This window comes from Streptomyces sp. NPDC056361 (assembly GCF_042262805.1).
Taxonomy (GTDB): Bacteria; Actinomycetota; Actinomycetes; order Streptomycetales; family Streptomycetaceae; genus Streptomyces.
The window spans coordinates 1-19804 of record NZ_JBHJQI010000158.1 but is presented as its reverse complement, the minus strand read 5'-3'; the positions used below and the strand labels follow the sequence as shown (position 1 = coordinate 19804).

The following is a 19804-nucleotide window of genomic DNA, read 5'->3' as shown; positions in this document are numbered from 1 at the left end:
GCACCCGTCCGCACCACCGCACGCATCGACCTGGAAGGACGCCCCCGTGGCCACCTCCGTTCGGGCGAGGCCTGACGGCTCCCCGCCGCCCGCCGCACCGCCCTCCTCCTCCGGCCCCCGGAGCCACCGCTCCTCCTCGGGCGGCTGGCGCAGCACGCTCTACCGCTGGGACCTCAAGGCGATCCCGTACGTCTTCGTCGCCCCCTTCTTCCTCACCTTCGCGGCCTTCGGCCTCTTCCCGCTGATCTACACGGGCTGGCTCTCGCTCCACCGGGTCGAGCTCGGCGGCGACCCGACGTGGAAGGGCCTGGAGAACTACACCGACCTCGCGACCAGCGAGTTCTTCTGGAACGCGCTCCTCAACACCTTCACCATCGGGGTGATCTCGACCGTTCCGCAGCTGCTCATGGCCCTGGGCCTGGCGCACCTGCTCAACTACAAGCTGCGCGGCCGGGGCTTCTTCCGGGTCGCGATCCTCGCCCCGTACGCCACCTCGATCGCGGCGGCGACCCTGGTCTTCGCCCAGCTGTTCAACACCGACTACGGCATGATCAACGGCCTCCTGGGCTGGATCGGCATCGACCCGGTGAACTGGGAGTCGTCCAAGTGGCCGGCACAGATCGCGATCTCGGTGATCGTCACCTGGCGCTGGACGGGCTACAACGCGCTGATCTACCTGGCCGCCATGCAGGCCGTGCCGCAGGACCTCTACGAGGCGGCCTCGCTGGACGGCGCCTCGCGCTGGCGCCAGTTCGTCAGCGTCACCATCCCCTCCATCCGGCCGACGATCCTCTTCACGATCATCGTGTCCACCATCGGCGCCACCCAGCTCTTCGGCGAGCCGATGCTCTTCGGCGGCAGCGTCGGCATCAGCGGCGGCAGCGGCAACCAGTTCCAGACGCTGAGCCTGCTGATGTACGAGAAGGGGTGGGTGACCGGCGCGCTGGGGCAGGCGTCCGCCATCGCGTGGGTCATGCTGCTGCTCCTGCTCCTGATCGGCGGCGTCCAGGCGCTGGTGTCCCGCTCCAACCGCAAGAAGCTGGGGGGCTGACCCATGGCCCGCACACTCGACACGACGCCCCTCGACGCCACGGCGTCGGCGGCGCGGCCGGGACGTCGCTTCCGCCCGTCGGCCGGCCGGCAGCACCACGCCGGTCCGCTCACCTACGTGCTGCTCGTGGTGGCCGCGTTCGTCTCGCTCTTCCCGCTGTACTGGAACGTGGTCGCCGCCTCGCACACCGGCGAGCGGGTCGTCGAGGCGCCCGCGCCGCTGCTGCCCGGGAACCGCCTCCTGGACAACCTGAGCTTCGCCTGGAACCAGGTCGACATGGGCGCGGCGCTGATCAACACGACGATCGTGGCGAGCCTGGTGGCGCTGTCCACCGTGCTGTTCTCCACGCTCGCCGGTTTCGCCTTCGCCAAACTGCCGTTCCGGGGCCGCGGGATGCTGCTCTCCCTCGTGGTCGCCACCATGACGATACCGCCGCAGCTCAGCGTCATCCCGCTGTACCAGATCATCACCGACCTCGGCTGGTTCGACCAGCTCCAGTCGGTCGTGCTGCCCTCGCTGGTCGCCGCCTTCGGCGTGTTCTTCATGCGTCAGTTCCTCGTGGAGGCGCTGCCGATGGAGCTGGTGGAGGCGGCCCGGATGGACGGGGCGCACAGCCTGCGGATCATCTGGCACGTGGTGTTCCCGATCGCCCGGCCGGCCATGGCCGTGCTCGGCATGCTGGTCTTCGTCCAGTCCTGGAACGACTTCTTCTGGCCGTTCATCGCCCTCACCCCGGACGGCAGCCCGACCCTCCAGGTGGCCCTCGCCGGGCTCGGGGCGGGCAACCACACCGTGGACCACGCCGTCGTGCTGACCGGCGCGCTGATCTCCACCGTGCCGCTGCTCCTCGTCTTCGCCTTCCTGGGCAAGCACATCGTGGGCGGCATCACGGCCGGTGCCGTCAAGAGCTGACCGCCCGCCGGGCCCGTGCCCCCTCTGTCCGTACCCCACCACCCCGTACCCGCGTTGGGAGCGCTCTCCTATGACCGCGTCCGAAACCCGGCCGCTCACCGCCACCCGTTCGTTCCCGCCCGACTTCCTCTGGGGCGCGGCCACCGCCGCGTACCAGATCGAGGGAGCGGCGGCGGAGGACGGCCGTACCCCGTCCATCTGGGACACCTTCTCGCACACCCCCGGCAAGGTCTTCGAGGGCCACACCGGTGACGTGGCCGTGGACCACTACCACCGGTTCCGCGAAGACGTCGGCATCATGTCCGAACTCGGCCTGAACGCCTACCGGTTCTCCGTCTCCTGGTCCCGGGTGCAGCCCACCGGCCGCGGTCCGGCCGTCCAGAAGGGCCTCGACTTCTACCGGTCGCTCGTCGACGAGCTGCTCGAAGCCGGGATCGAGCCGGCCCTGACGCTCTACCACTGGGACCTGCCCCAGGAGCTGGAGGACGCGGGCGGCTGGCCGGAGCGCGCGACCGCCGAGCGGTTCGCCGAGTACGCGGGGCTCGTCGCCGACGCCCTCGGCGACCGGGTCAGGCGGTGGACCACGCTCAACGAGCCCTGGTGCAGCGCCTTCCTGGGCTACGGCTCCGGGGTCCACGCCCCGGGCCGCACCGACCCGGTGGCCTCGCTGCGCGCCGCCCACCACCTCAACCTCGGGCACGGGCTCGCCGTCCAGGCCCTGCGGGCGGCGCTGCCGGCGGACCGGCAGGTCTCGGTCTCGCTCAACCTGCACGAGGTGCGGCCGCTGACCGGCTCCGCCGAGGACCTCGACGCGGCCCGCCGCATCGACGCCGTCGGCAACCGGGTCTGGCTGGGCCCGATGCTGGAGGGCGCGTATCCCGAGGACCTGCTCGCCGACACGGCCCGTGTGACGGACTGGTCCTTCGTGCGGGACGGCGACACCGCCGCGGCGCATCAGCCGCTGGACCTGCTGGCGATCAACTACTACACGCCGACGCTCGTCTCGCACGTCCCGGAGGGTGCGGAGAAGCCGCAGGACGACGGTCACGGCAACAGCGCGTTCTCGCCGTGGCCCGGGTCGGACTCGGTGGCCTTCCACCGGGCGCCGGGCGAGCCGACGGCGATGGGCTGGGCGGTCGACCCCAGCGCGCTGTACGACCTGCTGACCCGGGTCTCGGCGGCCTACCCCGAACTCCCGCTGGTGATCAGCGAGAACGGGGCCGCGTACGAGGACGTCGTCGGCGAGGACGGCACGGTCCACGACCCGGAGCGCGCCGCCTATGTGCACGCGCACCTGGAGGCCGTGCACCGGGCGATGACCGACGGGGTGGACGTGCGCGGCTACTTCCTCTGGTCGCTGCTCGACAACTTCGAGTGGGCCTACGGCTACGCGAAGCGGTTCGGCGCGGTGCGGGTCGACTACGACACGCTGGAGCGCACCCCGAAGTCCAGCGCGCGCTGGTACGCGCGGGTGGCGCGGTCGGGTGAGCTGCTCGCGCCCGACGGGGGCTGATCCTCCGACGGGGAAGGGCCGTGCCGGTCGCCCGGCACGGCCCTTCCCCGTTCCTCAGGTGCCGAGGGTCGGTCAGATGTCGACGACCCGGTAGCCGATGACGTAGACGCCGCCGGAGCCCTCGACGGTGCGCCACTGGGTCTCGTGGCCGACCTCGCTGCCGGTGACGAGCGTGGCGCCGAGCTTGTCGTCGCCGCTGGTGGTGTCGTAGTCCCAGAGGGTCAGGGTGCGGGCCTGCTCCTTGCCGAGGATGAGGGCCGCGTTGCCGTTGCCGTCCTCCATCGACCGGACGTAACCGGTGCCCATCGTCTGGTACTTGATGCCGTTGCCGGGCCAGACCTTGACGGCGTTGCCGTTGGCGTCGGTGATCTTGAGGTAGGCCTCGTCGTGGTCGCCCTCGCTGTTCTGCTGGCAGTGCAGCTCGAACAGCTCGATCTTCACGTAGTCGATCGGCTCGGCGTGCGCGGTGCCGGCGAAGGCGCCGAGGCTGCCGAGGCCGAGCAGGGCCGTGGCGGCGATTCGGGCGGCTCGGTTCTTGCGCATGTGGTCCCCCCACACATCGGGTCACTGGTGTGTGACATGAGTTCCGGTCCGCCGTTCCCGGCGGGCCGTCGTGCCGTTTCCCCCCGGCACGACACCTACTGTGCCCGGCCGGCCGGGTCCGGTTCTACGCGCGTTCCGCTGGACGGAACGGGCCTCCGGAATCCCCCGTCGGAAGGGGTCGGAACACGAAGGGTCGGAGCACGAAGGGGGTCAGAGCACGAGGGCGGCCGACGGGGCCGGTCTTCGCTGTCCGCCCCGGGCGAGCGCGCGGGTGATCGCGGCCCCCGCCTCGGCGACGGCCTGGGCGAGCACGTCGAGCCGGCGGCCGGCCGGGACCATGCCGGCGAGCGCGGCGACGGTACGCCCGTCCGGGGTGCGGACCGGCAGCGAGGCGCAGCACACCCCCTCCATGACGTCCTCGCGGTCGAGGACCGCCCCGCCGCGGAGGGGACCGCACAGCGCCTTGCCGGCGGCGGTGTCGAGGCGGAAGGCGATGCCGTCCCGGATCGGGAGCAGCGGCTCCAGGTCCCCGGGCACCGAGCCGACCGTGATGGCCATGTCCTCGCGCATCACGGCGAGGACCACGCTCGCGCCCGTGACGCCCCGGAGCCGCTGGAGCGGCAGCCGGGCGGCGGGCACCAGGCCGGGGTGCGGCTCCCAGGCCTGGCCGAGGCGGTAGAGCTGCGGGCCGACCCGGTAGCGGTTCCCCTTGCGCTCGACCGCGCCGACGCCGACCAGCTGGTCGAGCAGCCGGTGCACGCTGCCCTTCGGCACCCCGCAGGCGAGGGCGAGCTCGGTCACGCCGGCCTCGTCGCCGCTCCGGCGCAACGCGTCGAGCAGGGCGAACGCGCCTTCGAGGACGCCCCGGCCCCGCTCCGGCACCTGCTCCCGTCCGGCCGCCCGGCCGGTCCCGGTGGTCACTCCGCTGCCTTCCGGCCCACGTCCCGTACCGGTGTTCATGAGTCTCCCCCGACCCCTCGCGCCCCAGCCGTGGTCCCCCGATGGCACGGCTCCGGGCCCGCCTCCCACCATGCCGCAGACCCGGACGAATCGACGAAGGGCTTGCGCGGCTCGTCGTGTCGCCGGGTCGGCGCCGGAAGGGGGTGGTCCGCCCGCGTAGGGTGTGCGCTCATGAGAGACGCCCATCCGTCCGCCCCCCGGTCGCGGCGCCGCAGGAACGCCGCCCTCGCCACCGGGGTGCTCGGCGTGGCCGCCGTCGCCACCGCGTTCGTGGTCGCGGCCCCGCCCTCGCAGTCCGCGTCCCGCCCGGCCGCGGCGAGCGGTGCGAAGGCCGCCGCGCCCTGGCTCCGTGCCGCGGGGGCGCCGCTGATCGTGATCGCCCACCGCGGCGCGCCGTCCGCCGCGCCCGAGAACACCCTGGTCTCGGACGAGGTGGCCCGCCGCGGCGGGGCGAAGTGGATCGAGAACGACGTCCAGCCCAGCAAGGACGGCGTGCCGTACATCCTGCACGACACCACCGTCGACCGGACGACCGACGGCACGGGCCGGGTCCGCGCCCTGACCTCCGCTCAGCTCGACGCGCTGGACGCCGGTTCCTGGTTCGCCCCCGCGTACGCCGGGGCCCGCGTCCCGACGCTCGCCGCCCAGCTGGCGGACCTGCGGGAGCGCGGCGGGAACCTCCTCCTGGAGATCAAGGGCGCGCACACCCGCGCCGAGGTCGCCCGCATCGTGCGGGACATCCGGGAGCAGGACATGGGCGACCGGGTGTTCGTGCAGAGCTTCGACATCCCGTCGCTCACGTACGCGCACGAGCTCGCGCCCGACCTGCCGCTCGGCCTGCTGCGGGTCACCCTGGACGCGGACCCCGTCGCCCTCGCCGAGCAGCTGGACCTCGCGGCGTACAACGTCTCGGACACCGCCCTCGCCGCCCGCCCCGGAGTGGTTCCCGAGCTGCACGCGGCGGGCGTGGCGGTGAACGTCTGGACGGTCGACCTCCCGGCCCGCTGGAAGGCCCTCGACGCGCTCGGCGTGGACGGGATCATCACCAACCGCCCCACGGAGCTGGGCGGTTGGGTGTCGGGCCGGTCGAGCTGAGCCGTTACGGGGTGACCTTGACGTCGTCCACGAAGGCCCGGACCATGACGGCTGCGGTGTAGACGACGGTGCCCGGCTTGATGAGGCCGCCCTCGCCGGCGTCGCCCTTCACCTGGACCGTGCGCTCGCCGAGGAAGGCGTACGTCCTGGTGTCGAAGATCCACTCGGTGCGCTGTCCGCCGACCTCGTCGAGCCGTGCGACCGCGACGCCCTTGCGGCCGGCCGCGTCGGTCGCGCTGTCGACCGTCACGACGCCGGGGATCTTCGCTGCGGCCTTGTAGAGCGCGGCCGTCAGCTCCGGGGAGGGCCAGCTCTCGACGAGCAGGTCGCCGATGGTGGTGAAGGCCTGCTGGTCCTTGCCGTTGCCCTGCCCCTCGGTCTCCTCGTAGATCTTCCGCAGCAGTGCGTCGGGGTCGGTGGGGAGTGCGGCGAGGTAGTCGTGCGAGGGCGCGCCGAGGTGCGGCTTCGGGATGTTGCCCTGCTCGTCGCGGCCTTCGAGGGTGATGCCCTCGGGGCCGGTGTTGCCGGGCTCGATCAGCCAGCCCTTGAGGCCGTCCGGGGACCGCCAGGTCTGCCGGGTGTGCAGCGGCTGGCTGACCAGGCTGCTCTTGTCGCCGACGGTCCTCACGTGCGTGTTCGCGGCCCGCGTCTCGATGTAGACGTACTGGCCGGCGCGGCCCTGCGGGGCGTCCGCCTCGGCGGCGGCCAGCGAGATCCGGTCGAGGAGCCCGGGCGCGCCGTGCGCGTCCACGGTGCCGATCGTGGTGGTGAGGGCGGGGCCGGTGGCACGGTCGTCGGTGCCGTCGGTGCCGCCGCCGGGCAGGACGACGAGGGCGCCGACGGCGAGCGCGCCGGCGAGGGCGGTCGCGGCCGGGAGGAGGATCGCCTTCCGCAGGAACGGGTTGCGCGCGGGGCGGGCGGCGGTGGCGATGCGGTCTTCGTGGATCCGGTTCATCAGGCGCTCCTTGTGGAACTGGTGGCGGCCCGGAGGAAGGTCGTGCTCCTCGATCGCCGGAAGGTCTCCGCTCTCCTGCCGGTTCGCCGTTCGGGGCTGGTTCGGTTCGGGGTTCATCGGATTCCTTCCTGCGCGGGCCGGACCGCGTTCACGCGATCACCTGTTGTCTGTCGGGGGCGGGGGGCGGGTTCCCGTTTTTCGCGGGCGAGTTCTTTCTCGGCCCCGGTACGGAGCTTGGTGCGGGCGCGGGAGAGCCGGGAGCGGACGGTGCCGACGGGCACGCCGAGGGCCTCGGCGACCTCGGTGTAGGCGAGGCCCTCCCAGAGGCAGAGCACGAGGACCTCGCGCTCGGTGCGGCGCAGCGTCCCGAGCGCGCGCAGGGTGGCCGCGATGCGGCGGCGGTCGTCGAGCCGGCCCGCGACCTCGGAGGCGTGGTCGGGCACCGAGGCCTCGGGCGGTCCGGCCGCGGCGTACGCGGCGGCGGCGGCCCGGTAGCGGCGGTTGCCCCGGCAGTGGTTGCGGGCGACGTTGGTGGCGACGCCGAGCAGCCAGGGCCGGACGGACCCCCCTTCGGGGTCCACCTTCCCCCGGAGCCGCCAGGCCTCCAGGAAGGTCGCCGCCATGACGTCCTCGGCGACCGACCAGTCGCCGGTGAGCCGGAAGGCGTGGTTGTAGACGCTCCGGGAGTAGGAGTCGAAGAGCTCGGCGAAGGCCGAGGGGTCCCCGTCCCTGATGCGTGCGCGCAGGTCGATGTTCACGTCTCTCGTCTGTCCGGCCCCGGGACCGGGTTCCCGTGACGCCGGTCACATCAGGGGGCGAGCTCCGCCAGGAGCTCGGGGTTGACGACGCGGAGGATCGTCGCGACGTCCTCGGGGTCGGCCGCCGCCCACAACACCCGCCGCGCCTCCCGGTACTTGGCGGCGAGCCGCTCCCGCTGTCCGGGCGGAAGCGATGCCGACCGGTCCGCGCGGCTGTTGTGGGCGTTGTCGGCGATCTTCACGAGCGTGGCGTCGGGGTCCTCCGTGATGCGGCGGATCTTCTCCTCGTACGCCGTGCCCGGCCGGTTGGTGACGGCGTCGACGACGGCGACGACCCGGTCGGGAATCCCCGCGGCACGGAGCCGTTCCGTCGTCCACCCGGTGTCCTCGACGACGTCGTGCAGCAGCCCCGCCATGACCAGCTGCGGGCCGAACGCCTCCAGGCCCGCGGCGACCGCGCGGACGTGCGCGACGTACGGGACGCCGATCTTGTCGGTCTGTCCGGCGTGCGCCCGGTCGGCGAGCGCGTCCACCTCGGCGAGAGTCTTCATCCCCCCATCATCGCGGGCGCGGGGCGGCGGCCCCGCGGCTCCCCCGTGCCCAACCCCGTTCCTGACACCGTGACCGACCCCGTTCCCGACCCGTGCCTGCCTCGGCGGGCGTGCAACACACTCTTCACACGGGAGCGGGAATGGCGTTCGGCGGTGCGCGGGTTGCCGGATGCATGACTCTCGGAGTAACGCTCGGTTCGACCACCGTCCAGCGCACGATCGACGACACGGTGCGGCTCGCACGGGAGGCGCGCGACGCCGGACTGCGTTCGGGGTGGTTCGGCCAGACCTTCGGCTACGACTCTCCCTCGCTGGCCGCGATCGTGGGGCGCGAGGTGCCGGGGCTCCAGGTGGGCACCTCCGCCATCCCGGTCTTCGGCCGCCATCCGCTGCTCGTCTCCAGTCAGGCGCAGACGGCCCAGGCCGCGACCGGCGGCCGCTACCACCTCGGGCTCGCCCTCGGCACCAGGCACCTGACGGAGACCGGCTTCGGCATCCCGTACGAGCGGCCCATCGGTCTGCTCAGGGAGTTCCTCACCGCCCTGCGGCCGCTCCTGGAGACGGGCAGTGCCGACTTCCACGGGGAGCTGCTCACCGCGACGACCCCGTATCCGGCGTCGGTGCCGGGGGCCCGGCCGCCGGTGCCGGTGCTCGTCGCCGCCATGGGGCCGCAGGCGCTGCGGGTCAGCGGTGAACTGGCCGACGGCATCCTGCCGTTCCTGGCGGGGCCGCGTGCGCTCGCCGAGCACATCGTGCCGGCCGTGACCGCCGCGGCCACCGCGGCCGGCCGGCCCGCGCCCCGGATCGTGGCCCTCGTCCCGGGCGTGGTCACGTCCGACGCCGAAGCCGTACGGGAGAAGGCGCACGAGGCGCTCGCGCTGTACGAGGGGATTCCGTCGTACCGGCGGGCGATCGAGCTCTCCGGTGCCTCGCGGGCCGCCGGGCTCGCCGTGATCGGTGACGAGGAGACCGTCGCCGAGGAGGTGCGGCGCTACCGCGAGGCGGGGGCGACGGAGGTGGTGTTCACCGCGACGGAGCTGAACGGCGAGGAGGACCGGCGCCGCACCTGGAAGCTGCTCGGCGAGCTGGCGCGGGGCTGAGCTCAGCGCTTCGCGGCCGGGACCGGTTCCGGCTCGCCCTCGCCCTCGCCCTCGGTGTCGAGGTGCGGGAGGATCCGGTCCAGCCAGCCCGGGATCCACCAGGCGTGCTTGCCGAGGAGGGTCATGACGGCGGGGACGAGGAGGAGGCGGACCACGGTGGCGTCGATGAGGACGCTGGCCGCGAGGCCGAGGCCGAGCATCTTGACGACGATGTTGTCGGAGACGACGAAGGCCGCGAAGACGCTGACCATGATGAGCGCGGCGCAGGTGATGACCCTGGCGGTGATCTCCAGGGCGTGGGCCACCGAGGCCTCGGGGTCCCCGGTGCGCAGCCAGGCCTCGCGGACGCGGGAGAGCAGGAAGATCTCGTAGTCCATGCTCAGTCCGAAGACGATGGCGAACATCATCATGGGGACGTAGCTCTCGATGGGCACCTTGCCGGAGACGCCGAGCGCGGGTCCGCCCCAGCCCCATTGGAAGACGGCCACGACCACGCCGTACGAGGCGGCGATGGAGAGCACGTTGAGCACGGCCGCCTTGACCGCGACCAGGAGGCCGCGGAAGACGATGAGGATGACGAAGAAGGCGAGGGCCACGACGACGGCGATGATCAGCGGCAGGCGGCTGGAGACGATGTCGAGGAAGTCGACCTGGGCGGCCGTGGTGCCGGTGACGTAGGTCTTCGCGTCGGTGCCGGCGACGGCCTGGGGCAGCACGTCGTCGACGAGGTGGTCGGTCAGCTGGGTGGTCTTCTCGTCCTGCGGGGAGGCGACGGAGTAGGCGGTGCCGATGAGCACGTCGCCGTCCGGGGTGGTCTGCAGCGGGGTGATGGAGGCGGCGTCCGGGACGCCGGTCAGCGCCGTCTGGAGCTTGGAGGCGAGGGCCGCCCGGTCGGCGGACGGCACCGCCGTCTGGTCGACGACGACGGTCAGCGGCCCGTTCGCGCCCGGTCCGAAGGCCGTGGAGATGAGGTCGTACGCCCTCCGGTCGGTGAACGACTTCGGGTCGGCGCCGTCGCCGATGTGGCCGAGCTGGATGAACAGCAGGGGGAAGGCCAGGATCAGGAGGGTGATGACGCCGCCGGTGAGGAACCACCAGGGGCGCTTCTGCACGCGCTGCGCGTACCGGTGCCAGGTGCCGTGCGCGGGAGCGCCGGGCTCGGCGTCGGTCTCCGCGACGGGCTTGCGCACGTGGTAGCGGTCGATGCGCTTGCCGACGAGTCCGAGCATGGCGGGGACGAGGGTGAGGGCGGCGATGACCGCGGTGACGACCGTGAAGGCGGCCGCGAGGCCGAGTTTGCCGATGAAGGTGACGCCGGAGACCCACAGGCCGGACAGGGCGATGACGACGGTGCAGCCGGACACCAGGACGGCGCGGCCGCTGGTGGTGGTGGCCAGGCCGGCGGAGTCGGCAGGATCGTGGCCGTTCATGAGGTTCTGGCGGTGGCGGGTGATGAGGAACAGCGCGTAGTCGATGCCGACGCCGAGGCCGATCATGGTGGCCAGGGTGGGTGAGACGGTGCCGAAGGTGAAGGCGGCGGCGGCGAGGCCGAGCAGGGCGAGCCCGCAGATCGCGCCGAGGAGCGCGGTGACCAGGGGCATGACCGCGCCGATGACGCTGCCGAAGCCGATGAGGAGGACGACGATCGCGACGGCGAAGCCGATCGCCTCGCTGGTGCGGTCGTCGGCCGTGGGGCGGGCGAGTTCGCCGAGCGGGCCGCCGTACTCGACGGTGATGCCGGCGTCCCTGAGCGGCTGCACGGCGGCGTCGACGCCGTTCAGGTACTCGGTCCCGAGGGTGGAGGGCGTCACGCTGAAGCGCATGGTGATGTAGGCGGTCTTGCCGTCGGTGGAGAGCGGGCCGGTGTTGGGGGTCCCGCTCGGGGGTGCGGGCGGCGTGGTGCCCGGCGGCGGCAGCGGGTTCTGGACGCTGAGGACGTCGGGGAGCTTCGCCAGGGCGGCGACGGCGGAGTTGACGGTCGACGCCTCGTCGGTGAGCGGGCCCGACGGCCGGTTCAGGACGACCTGGGCGCCGTATCCGCCGGCGGCCGGGTCGTGTGCCTGGAGGACGTCGAGTCCTTCGGCCGACTGCACTCCGGGGAGCGCGAAGTTGTCGGAGAACTGTCCGCCGACGGCCCGGTCGGTGATCTGGAGGCCTACGACGGCCGCCAGCCACAGGGCGATGACGACGAGGAAATGACGGGCGCACCAGTGTCCGGTTCGGTAGAGGACACCTTTGGACGGTGCGGGCCGGCCCGTGGCCGGACTTCCTGCGTTCATGGCGTGGCCGTGTTCGTAGAGGAGATCCCCGAGCCGATCCGGTACCTACGTCGTGCGCGCTTACTCCGTCCATTGTTCGCCTGCCGCGACGCTCCGGCATCTCGGCCGCAGCGGGGGCCGGGCGCCGCGGCCCGACCGGGTCAGGTCAGCAGGTGGTCGGTGTGGGAGGAGCGGCGGGCGGCGGCGAGGAGGGCGTGGATGCGGGGCCCGGCCTGGTCGATGTCGGTGACGGGCGTGGGGAACGGCAGCCGGACGTCCTGGTGTCCGGGGCGGTGTTCGAGGCGCAGGGTGATGCCGTACCGGTCGAGGGCGAGGGGCAGTGCGCGGACCAGGTCCCGTTCCGGGCGCGGCCGGACCAGGCGCAGGAGCAGGGGGACGAGGGCGGCGTGGCCGTCGACGAGGTGGGTGAGCATGGCGGCCTCGCAGCCGGCCATGGGGTCGGGTTCGACGGCCTCGAGTTCGTCGAGTCCGACGAAGGTGCGTCCGTCGGCGTCCTCGAGGAGGGCCTGGCAGAACTCCATGCAGGTGCTCGTGGTGGTGTCGGAGGTGTACGGCGCGGACAGCACTCCCGTCAGGGTGACGCGGGCGCGCAGGCGTTGGCGTACGGGGGTGGGGGCGATGTCGGTGAACTCCAGGCGGACGGGGATGCGCGCGGTGCGTCCGGCGGGGCAGTCCTCCGAGGGGTCGTGGAGGTGGATGCGGCCCATCGGTCCCGTGCCGTCCAGGAGGTGCACCTCCTGGTGGAGTCCGTCGGTCACGACGTTCATCGAGTGGGCGGCGGAGAGGATCGACCGGACGCGTTCGGCGGGGCTCGGTCGGCCGGTGCGGGTACTGAAGGGACGCATGGGTTCTCCCGGGACGGGTGACGGCGACACCTTGGCTCGCCACTTAGGTAAGCCTAACCTAACCCATGATCGGGAAGAGAAGAAGGTCACAGTCGTACGCCCTCCTGCTCCTTTGTCGATCTCCCCTAGCATCCGAGCATGACGGTCCTGCCTGACGACGGCCTCTCTTTGGCGTCCGAATTCCCTGACGCGCCACACGAACAGTGGCAAAACCTTGTGGCGGGTGTCCTGCGCAAGTCCGGTAAGGAGGTCTCCGGCGCCGCCGCCGAGGACGCCCTGTCCACCCTCCTCGAGGACGGGATCGACACCCGGCCGCTGTACACCGCGCAGGACACCGCACCCGACGCCGGACTCCCCGGCTTCGCCCCCTTCGTCCGCGGCGACCGCGCCGAGGGCAACACCGGCGGCGGCTGGGACGTACGCCAGCGCCACACGGCCCCCGACGCCGACGCGGTCCTCTCCGACCTGGAGAACGGCGTCACCTCCCTCTGGCTGGGCGTCGGCGGATCCGGCATCCCGGTCTCCTCCCTCCCCGCCGTCCTCGAAGGCGTCTACCTCGACCTGGCGCCCGTCGTCCTCGACGCGGGCGACGAGACGCCCGCCGCCGCCGACCGGCTCCTGCGGCTGTACGAGGAGCGGGGCGTCGCCGCGGAGGCGGCGCGGGGCAACCTCGGCGCGGACCCCCTGGGCTTCGAGGCCCGGACCGGCCGCCCGGCGTACGACCTCGCGTCCGTCGCCGGCCTCGCCCGCCGCTGCACCGACACCCACCCGGGCCTGCGGACGCTGACCGTGGACGCGCTGCCGTACCACGAGGCCGGCGGCTCGGCCGCGCAGGAACTGGGCTGCTCGCTCGCGACCGGCGTCGCCTACCTGCGCGGTCTCACCGACGCCGGACTGAGCGTCACCGAGGCCTGCGCCCAGCTGGAGTTCCGCTACGCGGCCACTGCCGACCAGTTCCTCACCATCGCCAAGCTGCGCGCCGCGCGCCGCCTCTGGGCCCGGGTGGCCGAGGCCTGCGGCGCCCCGCAGGCAGGGGCCCAGCTCCAGCACGCCGTCACCTCGCCGGTGATGATGACCCGCCGCGACCCGTGGGTGAACATGCTCCGCACCACGGTGGCCACCCTCGCCGCCGGAGTGGGCGGCGCCTCCAGCGTCACGGTCCTCCCCTTCGACGAGGCGCTCGGCCTGCCGGACGCGTTCGCCCGCCGCATCGCCCGCAACACCTCCACCGTCCTCATCGAGGAATCCCACCTCGCCCGGGTGATCGACCCCGCCGGCGGCTCCTGGTACGTCGAGCGACTCACCGACGAACTCGCCCACGCGGCCTGGGAGTTCTTCCGGACCATCGAGCGGGACGGCGGCCAGGCGGCGGCGCTGCGCTCCGGCGCGATCGGCGACCGGCTCGCCGAGACCTGGTCCGCCCGCAGCGCCAAGCTGGCCACCCGCCGCGAGCCGATCACCGGCGTCAGCGAGTTCCCGCACCTCGACGAGAAGCCCGTCGACCGCACCCCCGCGCCCGAGCAGCCGTCCGGCGGCCTGCCCCGGGTCCGGCGCGACGAGGCGTTCGAGGCGCTGCGCGCCCGCTCCGACGCCCACCTGGCGGCGACCGGCGCCCGGCCCCGCGTCTATCTGGCCGCGCTCGGCCCGGCGGCCGCCCACTCGGCCCGCCTCGCCTTCGCCGACAACCTGTTCCGGACGGGCGGCATCGAGCCCGTCACCGAGGGCACCTTCGAGGAGAGCGGCGCCGCCGAGGCGTGCCTCTGCTCCAGCGACGCGCTGTACGCGGAGCAGGCGGAGGCGACGGCCGCGGAGCTGCGCGCGGCGGGAGCCGCGCACGTGTTCCTCGCCGGCCGCCCCGCGCAGTACGCCGGTGTCGACGCGTACGCCTTCGCCGGCTGCGACGCCGTCGCCCTGCTCTCCACCACCCTTGACCGCATGGGAGTGTCCTGATGTCCATCCCCGATTTCTCCGGGATCGAGCTGGGGGCACAGGCCGCCGACGGCGGCCCCGACGCGTGGCGCACCGCCGTCGAGAAGGCGGCGGGCGGTGACGACCTGCTCTGGGAGACCCCGGAGGGCATCACGGTCAAGCCGCTCTACACCGGGCAGGACCTGGAAGGCCTGGACTTCCTCGACACGCGCCCGGGCATGGCCCCGTACCTGCGCGGCCCGTACCCGACGATGTACGTCAACCAGCCCTGGACGATCCGTCAGTACGCCGGCTTCTCCACGGCCGAGGAGTCGAACGCCTTCTACCGGCGCAACCTCGCCGCCGGCCAGAAGGGCCTGTCGGTCGCCTTCGACCTGCCGACCCACCGCGGCTACGACAGCGACCACCCGCGCGTCACCGGCGACGTCGGCATGGCGGGCGTCGCCATCGACTCGATCTACGACATGCGGCAGCTGTTCGACGGCATCCCGCTGGACAAGATGACCGTGTCGATGACGATGAACGGCGCCGTGCTGCCGGTCCTCGCGCTGTACATCGTGGCCGCCGAGGAGCAGGGCGTACCGCCCGAGAAGCTGGCCGGGACCATCCAGAACGACATCCTCAAGGAGTTCATGGTCCGCAACACGTACATCTACCCGCCCGGGCCGTCGATGCGGATCATCTCCGACATCTTCGCGTACACCTCGCAGCGGATGCCGCGCTACAACTCGATCTCCATCTCCGGCTACCACATCCAGGAGGCGGGCGCGACGGCCGACCTGGAGCTGGCGTACACGCTCGCCGACGGCGTCGAGTACATCCGCGCGGGCCGCGAGGCCGGTCTCGACGTGGACGCGTTCGCGCCGCGCCTGTCGTTCTTCTGGGCGATCGGCATGAACTTCTTCATGGAGGTCGCCAAGCTGCGCGCGGCGCGGCTGCTCTGGGCCAAGCTGGTCAAGGAGTTCGACCCGAAGAACGCCAAGTCGCTCTCCCTGCGGACCCACTCGCAGACCTCCGGCTGGTCGCTGACCGCCCAGGACGTGTTCAACAACGTCACCCGGACGTGCGTGGAGGCGATGGCGGCGACCCAGGGCCACACCCAGTCGCTGCACACCAACGCCCTGGACGAGGCGCTCGCGCTGCCGACCGACTTCTCGGCGCGCATCGCCCGCAACACCCAGCTCCTCATCCAGCAGGAGTCGGGCACCTGCCGGACCATCGACCCGTGGGGCGGCAGCGCGTACGTCGAGAAGCTCACCCACGACCTCGCCCGCCGCGCCTGGAAGCACATCCAGGAGGTCGAGCAGGCCGGCGGCATGGCCAAGGCCATCGACGCCGGCATCCCGAAGCTCCGCGTCGAGGAGGCGGCGGCCCGCACCCAGGCCCGCATCGACTCCGGACGCCAGCCGGTGATCGGTGTCAACAAGTACCGGGTGGAGACCGACGAGCAGATCGACGTGCTCAAGGTCGACAACTCCTCGGTGCGCGCCCAGCAGATCGCCAAGCTGCGCCGGCTGCGCGAGGAGCGGGACGAGACCGCGTGCCAGGACGCGCTCGCCGCGCTCACCCGGGCCGCCGGCGGCGAGGGCAACCTCCTGGAGCTCGCGGTGAACGCCGCCCGCGCGATGGCCACGGTCGGCGAGATCTCGGACGCCCTGGAGAAGGTGTACGGACGCCACGCGGGCCAGATCCGTACGATCTCCGGTGTGTACCGCAACGAAGCCGGCGAGTCCCCGTCCGTGGAGCGCACCCGGGCCCTGGTGGACGCCTTCGGCGAGGAGGAGGGGCGCCGCCCGCGCATCCTCGTCGCCAAGATGGGCCAGGACGGCCACGACCGCGGCCAGAAGGTCATCGCCACCGCCTTCGCCGACCTGGGCTTCGACGTGGACGTCGGCCCGCTGTTCCAGACCCCTGCCGAGGTGGCCCGCCAGGCCGTCGAGGCGGACGTGCACATCGTCGGGGTCTCGTCGCTGGCCGCCGGACACCTCACCCTCGTGCCGGCGCTCCGCGAGGAGCTGGCGGCGGAGGGCCGCGAGGACATCATGATCGTGGTCGGCGGGGTGATCCCGCCGCAGGACGTCCCGACGCTCCTGGAGATGGGCGCGGCCGCGGTCTTCCCGCCGGGGACGGTGATCCCGGACGCGGCCCACGACCTGGTCACCCGGCTCGGGGCCGACCTCGGGCACGCTCGGTGATCGGTCTCGACACGTACGTGGAGGGTGTACTCGGCGGGAAGCGGGCGCTCGTCGCCCGCGCGATCACCCTCGTCGAGTCCACCCGCCCGCAGCACCGGGCCCTCGCGCAGGAGCTGCTCACCACGCTGCTGCCGCACGCCGGGAAGGCCGTGCGGATCGGGATCAGCGGGGTGCCCGGGGTCGGCAAGTCGACCTTCATCGACGCGTTCGGCACGATGCTGACCGGGCTCGGCCACCGGGTGGCGGTCCTCGCGGTGGATCCGTCGTCGACCCGTACGGGCGGCTCCATCCTGGGTGACAAGACCCGGATGGAGCGGCTGGCCGTCGACCCGGCGGCCTTCGTGCGCCCCTCCCCCAGCGCCGGCACGCTCGGCGGGGTCGCGAAGGCGACCCGCGAGTCGATGGTGGTGATGGAGGCCGCGGGCTACGACGTGGTGCTGGTGGAGACGGTGGGCGTCGGCCAGTCGGAGACCGCGGTCGCGAACATGGTCGACTCGTTCCTGCTGCTGACCCTGGCCCGCACCGGCGACCAGCTCCAGGGCATCAAGAAGGGCGTCCTCGAGCTGGCCGACGTGGTCGCCGTCAACAAGGCGGACGGCCCGCACGAGCGCGACGCCCGCTCGGCGGCGCGGGAGCTCGCGGGCGCGCTCCGGCTGATGCACGGCGCCGACGCGTTCTGGGCGCCGCCGGTCCTCAGCTGCAGCGCGCGCGAGTCGGCGGGTCTGGACGAGGTGTGGGACCGGCTCAGGCAGCACCGCGCGCTGCTGGACTCGACCGGTCGTCTCACGGCGAAGCGGCACGACCAGCAGGTCGACTGGACGTGGACGATGGTCCGCGACGAGCTGCTCCGCCGCCTCCACACGGACCCGTCGGTGCAGGAGCTGGCGCCCGGCCTGGAGCGCCGGGTCAGGGACGGCGAGCTGACGGCGACGCTGGCCGCCGAGCGGATCCTGGCGGCCTTCGGGGAACGCCGGGACTGACCGGGCCGCACGGACTGGACGTCTGAGGGGGAACCTCCCGCTCAGGCGTCCTTTTCCATGCCCGGGCGCAGGCGCGCCAGGAGGGCGTACAGCGTGGCGCTGTCCTCGGCGCCGAGCGTGTCGAGGGCGCCGTGGGTGGCCTGCATCTCCTCGCGGACGCGCCGGATGACGTCGCGGCCCTCGTCCGTGGCCACCACGTTCTTGACCCGGCGGTCGGTGGGGTCGGGTTCGCGGCGCACCAGGCCGCGGCCCTCCAGGCGGTCGACGATCCCGGTGACGTTGGACGCGTCGCAGACCAGCAGGGTGGCGAGGGCGCGCATCGGCAGCGGGCCGCCCAGCTGGGCGAGGACCTTGGCCTGCGTGGACGTGAGGCCGTGGTGGGACGCCGCCGTGGCGAAGTCGCGCCACTGGGCCGTGCCGATGGCGGCGAGGAGCTCAAGCAGCTGGAGCTTGGTGGGCGTCTCGGGGGTGGTCGCGCTCATGGTTCGAGCGTACTCACGATGCTTGACATTATCAATTGTTTACTTGACCTCCTCAACTATCGAGGTCTACCTTCGTCGAATTACTTGATGACATCAACGGTCTACGTCCTGAAGCACCGAGAAGGCCCCCACTCATGAGCAACGTGACTCCCCCGCCCGCCGGAGAGCAGCGGCGCGAGACGCTCGTCGTCTTCGCGCTCAGCCTCGCCGCCATGGTCGTGTCGATGATGCAGACCCTGCCGGTCCCGATCCTCGGCCTCATCCGCGCCGACCTCGGCACCACGACCGCCGGCGTGAGCTGGGTGACCACCGCCACCCTGCTCTCCGCCGCCGTCTTCACCCCGCTGCTCGGCCGCTTCGGCGACCAGCACGGCAAGAAGCCCACCCTCGTCGCCGTCCTCGGCGTCATGGTCGCCGGCTCCGTCGTCGCGGCCCTCGCGACCTCGCTCCCGCTGCTGATCCTGGGCCGCGTCCTCCAGGGCGCCGCCACCGCGATCTTCCCGCTCGCCCTGTCCGTGCTGCGCGAGGAGGTCCGCCCGCAGAAGCTGCCCGGCGCGATGTCCCTCGTCAGCGGCACCCTCGCCTTCGGCAGCGGCCTCGCCCTCGTCGCGACCGGCCTGCTGACCTCCGGTTCCGACGCCGACTACCGCAGCGCCTTCTGGATGGCGACGGCCTTCGCCGTGCTCGCCCTCGTCGCGGTCGTCGCGCTCGTCCCCGCGACCCGCCACAAGACCGGCGGCCGCACCGACTTCCTCGGCGCGCTGACCCTCGGCGCCACCCTGCTCCTGCTCCTGCTGCCCATCTCCCAGGGCCACGAGTGGGGCTGGACCTCCGGCCGCACCCTCGGCAGCTTCGCCGGCGCCGCCGTCATGACCGCCGTCTGGGTGTTCACCGAGCTCAAGGTCCGCGAGCCCCTCGTCGACATGCGGATGTTCGTCCACCGGCCGGTCCTCATGGCCAACCTGGCCGGCGTCCTCGTCGGCTTCGGCATGTTCGCGAACTTCCTCGGCGTCTCCTACCTCGTCCAGATGCCCGAGGCCCTCACCGGCTACGGCTTCGACGCGTCCATCCTGCGCGCCTCCGTCGAGTTCCTGCTGCCGGGCGCGATCGTCTCCCTGCTCGCCTCGCCGATCGGCGGCCAGCTGGTCCGCCACCGCGGTCCGCGCACGGCACTGGGCCTGGCCGCCGGCCTCGGCGCCCTCGGCTTCGCCTGGCTCGCCCTCGACCACGGCCACATCGCCTCGGTGATCGGCGCCGGCGTGGTCGTCGGCGCGGCCGTCAGCTTCGGCTACGCGGCCATGCCCGCCGTCATCATGGCGAGCGTCCCGCACCACCAGAGCGGCATCGCCAACGGCATCAACTCCATCTCCCGCTCGACCGGCAGCGCGATCGGCAGCGCCGTCGTCACCACGATCCTGGCCTCGCAGACCCTGGAGCACCTGCCCGCCGGCGTCCCGGCCCTGCCCGCCGAGTCCGGCTTCACCCTCACCTTCTGGATCGGGGCCGCGGCCTTCGCGCTGGTCGCCGTCATCGCCCGGGTCGGCCTGCGGGGCGGCCACGCCCCTCGTACGGCTCCGGTGAGCACGCCCGCCCCCGCCCCGGAGAAGGCGGAGGCGGAGCCGACGGCGGTCTGACCCCGCGGCGAAGGGCCGGGTC

Annotated in this window: 17 protein-coding genes; 9 read left to right on the top strand and 8 right to left on the bottom strand. The window is 72.8% G+C overall.

Annotation, left to right across the window (positions count from 1 at the left end; all coding sequences use genetic code 11):
- Nucleotides 1-46: 46 nt before the first annotated feature.
- From ACFCY7_RS34330 to ACFCY7_RS34320, 3 genes are all read left to right on the top strand, one after another.
- A complete protein-coding gene (locus ACFCY7_RS34330) occupies nt 47-1051 on the top strand; it encodes a carbohydrate ABC transporter permease (protein WP_376489991.1) in 1005 nt (334 codons plus the stop codon).
- Nucleotides 1052-1054: 3 nt separating this feature from the next.
- Nucleotides 1055-1963 carry a carbohydrate ABC transporter permease gene (locus ACFCY7_RS34325; protein WP_376489990.1) on the top strand — a complete coding sequence of 303 codons (909 nt, stop codon included), beginning with the start codon at nt 1055-1057 and terminating at the stop codon, nt 1961-1963.
- A gap of 70 nt (nt 1964-2033) precedes the next feature.
- Nucleotides 2034-3476, top strand: a complete 1443-nt coding sequence (locus ACFCY7_RS34320) for a GH1 family beta-glucosidase (protein ID WP_376489989.1) — start codon at nt 2034-2036, stop codon at nt 3474-3476.
- Between the two features lie 72 nt (nt 3477-3548).
- Here the strand turns inward: ACFCY7_RS34320 and ACFCY7_RS34315 are convergent, their stop codons facing one another.
- Together ACFCY7_RS34315 and ACFCY7_RS34310 are read right to left on the bottom strand one after the other, a co-directional pair.
- Entirely contained in the window at nt 3549-4019 is a 471-nt protein-coding gene (locus ACFCY7_RS34315; protein ID WP_376489988.1) for a hypothetical protein, read from the bottom strand.
- Between the two features lie 210 nt (nt 4020-4229).
- A complete protein-coding gene (locus tag ACFCY7_RS34310; RefSeq protein WP_376489987.1) occupies nt 4230-4940 on the bottom strand; it encodes an IclR family transcriptional regulator in 711 nt (236 codons plus the stop codon).
- Between the two features lie 210 nt (nt 4941-5150).
- Here ACFCY7_RS34310 and ACFCY7_RS34305 point away from each other — a divergent pair, with 210 nt between their 5' ends.
- The gene (locus ACFCY7_RS34305) at nt 5151-6074 is read left to right on the top strand and encodes a glycerophosphodiester phosphodiesterase (protein ID WP_376489986.1); all 924 of its coding nucleotides are present in this window, start codon (nt 5151-5153) and stop codon (nt 6072-6074) included.
- 4 nt (nt 6075-6078) lie between these two features.
- Here ACFCY7_RS34305 and ACFCY7_RS34300 read toward each other — a convergent pair whose 3' ends face one another.
- From ACFCY7_RS34300 to ACFCY7_RS34290, 3 genes are read right to left on the bottom strand one after another with little or no spacing between them, the layout of a single operon-like run.
- The gene (locus ACFCY7_RS34300) at nt 6079-7146 is read right to left on the bottom strand and encodes a CU044_5270 family protein (protein ID WP_376489985.1); all 1068 of its coding nucleotides are present in this window, start codon (nt 7144-7146) and stop codon (nt 6079-6081) included.
- On the bottom strand, nt 7143-7787 hold the full coding sequence (locus ACFCY7_RS34295) for an RNA polymerase sigma factor (RefSeq protein ID WP_376489984.1): 645 nt from the start codon (nt 7785-7787) through the stop codon (nt 7143-7145). Before ACFCY7_RS34295 ends, ACFCY7_RS34300 begins: the two co-directional genes overlap by 4 nt.
- Nucleotides 7788-7837: 50 nt before the next feature.
- Nucleotides 7838-8338, bottom strand: a complete 501-nt coding sequence (locus ACFCY7_RS34290) for an HD domain-containing protein (RefSeq protein ID WP_376489983.1) — start codon at nt 8336-8338, stop codon at nt 7838-7840.
- A 173-nt stretch (nt 8339-8511) separates the two neighbouring features.
- On the opposite strand from ACFCY7_RS34290, the gene ACFCY7_RS34285 reads away from it, so the two are divergent.
- Nucleotides 8512-9438, top strand: coding sequence for a TIGR03564 family F420-dependent LLM class oxidoreductase (locus ACFCY7_RS34285; RefSeq protein WP_376489982.1), 927 nt, complete (start codon nt 8512-8514; stop codon nt 9436-9438).
- Between the two features lie 2 nt (nt 9439-9440).
- On the opposite strand, the gene ACFCY7_RS34280 is transcribed toward ACFCY7_RS34285, so the two are convergent.
- The gene (locus ACFCY7_RS34280; protein ID WP_376489981.1) at nt 9441-11717 is read right to left on the bottom strand and encodes an MMPL family transporter; all 2277 of its coding nucleotides are present in this window, start codon (nt 11715-11717) and stop codon (nt 9441-9443) included.
- Between the two features lie 140 nt (nt 11718-11857).
- A complete protein-coding gene (locus ACFCY7_RS34275) occupies nt 11858-12562 on the bottom strand; it encodes a DUF2470 domain-containing protein (RefSeq protein ID WP_376489980.1) in 705 nt (234 codons plus the stop codon).
- Between the two features lie 138 nt (nt 12563-12700).
- Between ACFCY7_RS34275 and ACFCY7_RS34270 the strand changes: the two genes are divergently transcribed.
- The 3 genes from ACFCY7_RS34270 to meaB are packed head-to-tail and all read left to right on the top strand — an operon-like array spanning nt 12701 to nt 17666.
- Nucleotides 12701-14512, top strand: a complete 1812-nt coding sequence (locus ACFCY7_RS34270; RefSeq protein ID WP_376489979.1) for a methylmalonyl-CoA mutase family protein — start codon at nt 12701-12703, stop codon at nt 14510-14512.
- Nucleotides 14512-16686, top strand: coding sequence for a methylmalonyl-CoA mutase (gene scpA / locus ACFCY7_RS34265; protein ID WP_376489978.1), 2175 nt, complete (start codon nt 14512-14514; stop codon nt 16684-16686). The genes ACFCY7_RS34270 and scpA overlap by 1 nt, the downstream gene beginning before the upstream one ends.
- Nucleotides 16683-17666 (top strand): methylmalonyl Co-A mutase-associated GTPase MeaB, encoded by a 984-nt coding sequence (gene meaB, locus ACFCY7_RS34260; RefSeq protein WP_376489977.1) that lies wholly within the window; start codon nt 16683-16685, stop codon nt 17664-17666. The genes scpA and meaB overlap by 4 nt, the downstream gene beginning before the upstream one ends.
- Before the next feature lie 41 nt (nt 17667-17707).
- Here the strand turns inward: meaB and ACFCY7_RS34255 are convergent, their stop codons facing one another.
- A complete protein-coding gene (locus ACFCY7_RS34255) occupies nt 17708-18148 on the bottom strand; it encodes a MarR family winged helix-turn-helix transcriptional regulator (RefSeq protein WP_376489976.1) in 441 nt (146 codons plus the stop codon).
- A 134-nt stretch (nt 18149-18282) separates the two neighbouring features.
- Between ACFCY7_RS34255 and ACFCY7_RS34250 the strand changes: the two genes are divergently transcribed.
- A complete protein-coding gene (locus ACFCY7_RS34250; RefSeq protein ID WP_376489975.1) occupies nt 18283-19782 on the top strand; it encodes an MFS transporter in 1500 nt (499 codons plus the stop codon).
- The last annotated feature ends 22 nt before the right edge of the window (nt 19783-19804 follow it).

Coding starts and splice junctions, on each gene's coding strand:
- ACFCY7_RS34325 (WP_376489990.1), top strand. CDS start 1,055: ATGGCCCGCACACTCGACACGACGCCCCTCGACGCCACGGCGTCGGCG.
- ACFCY7_RS34320 (WP_376489989.1), top strand. CDS start 2,034: ATGACCGCGTCCGAAACCCGGCCGCTCACCGCCACCCGTTCGTTCCCG.
- ACFCY7_RS34315 (WP_376489988.1), bottom strand. CDS start 4,019: ATGCGCAAGAACCGAGCCGCCCGAATCGCCGCCACGGCCCTGCTCGGC.
- ACFCY7_RS34305 (WP_376489986.1), top strand. CDS start 5,151: ATGAGAGACGCCCATCCGTCCGCCCCCCGGTCGCGGCGCCGCAGGAAC.
- ACFCY7_RS34300 (WP_376489985.1), bottom strand. CDS start 7,146: ATGAACCCCGAACCGAACCAGCCCCGAACGGCGAACCGGCAGGAGAGC.
- ACFCY7_RS34290 (WP_376489983.1), bottom strand. CDS start 8,338: ATGAAGACTCTCGCCGAGGTGGACGCGCTCGCCGACCGGGCGCACGCC.
- ACFCY7_RS34285 (WP_376489982.1), top strand. CDS start 8,512: ATGACTCTCGGAGTAACGCTCGGTTCGACCACCGTCCAGCGCACGATC.
- ACFCY7_RS34280 (WP_376489981.1), bottom strand. CDS start 11,717: ATGAACGCAGGAAGTCCGGCCACGGGCCGGCCCGCACCGTCCAAAGGT.
- ACFCY7_RS34275 (WP_376489980.1), bottom strand. CDS start 12,562: ATGCGTCCCTTCAGTACCCGCACCGGCCGACCGAGCCCCGCCGAACGC.
- ACFCY7_RS34270 (WP_376489979.1), top strand. CDS start 12,701: ATGACGGTCCTGCCTGACGACGGCCTCTCTTTGGCGTCCGAATTCCCT.
- scpA (WP_376489978.1), top strand. CDS start 14,512: ATGTCCATCCCCGATTTCTCCGGGATCGAGCTGGGGGCACAGGCCGCC.
- ACFCY7_RS34255 (WP_376489976.1), bottom strand. CDS start 18,148: ATGAGCGCGACCACCCCCGAGACGCCCACCAAGCTCCAGCTGCTTGAG.
- ACFCY7_RS34250 (WP_376489975.1), top strand. CDS start 18,283: ATGAGCAACGTGACTCCCCCGCCCGCCGGAGAGCAGCGGCGCGAGACG.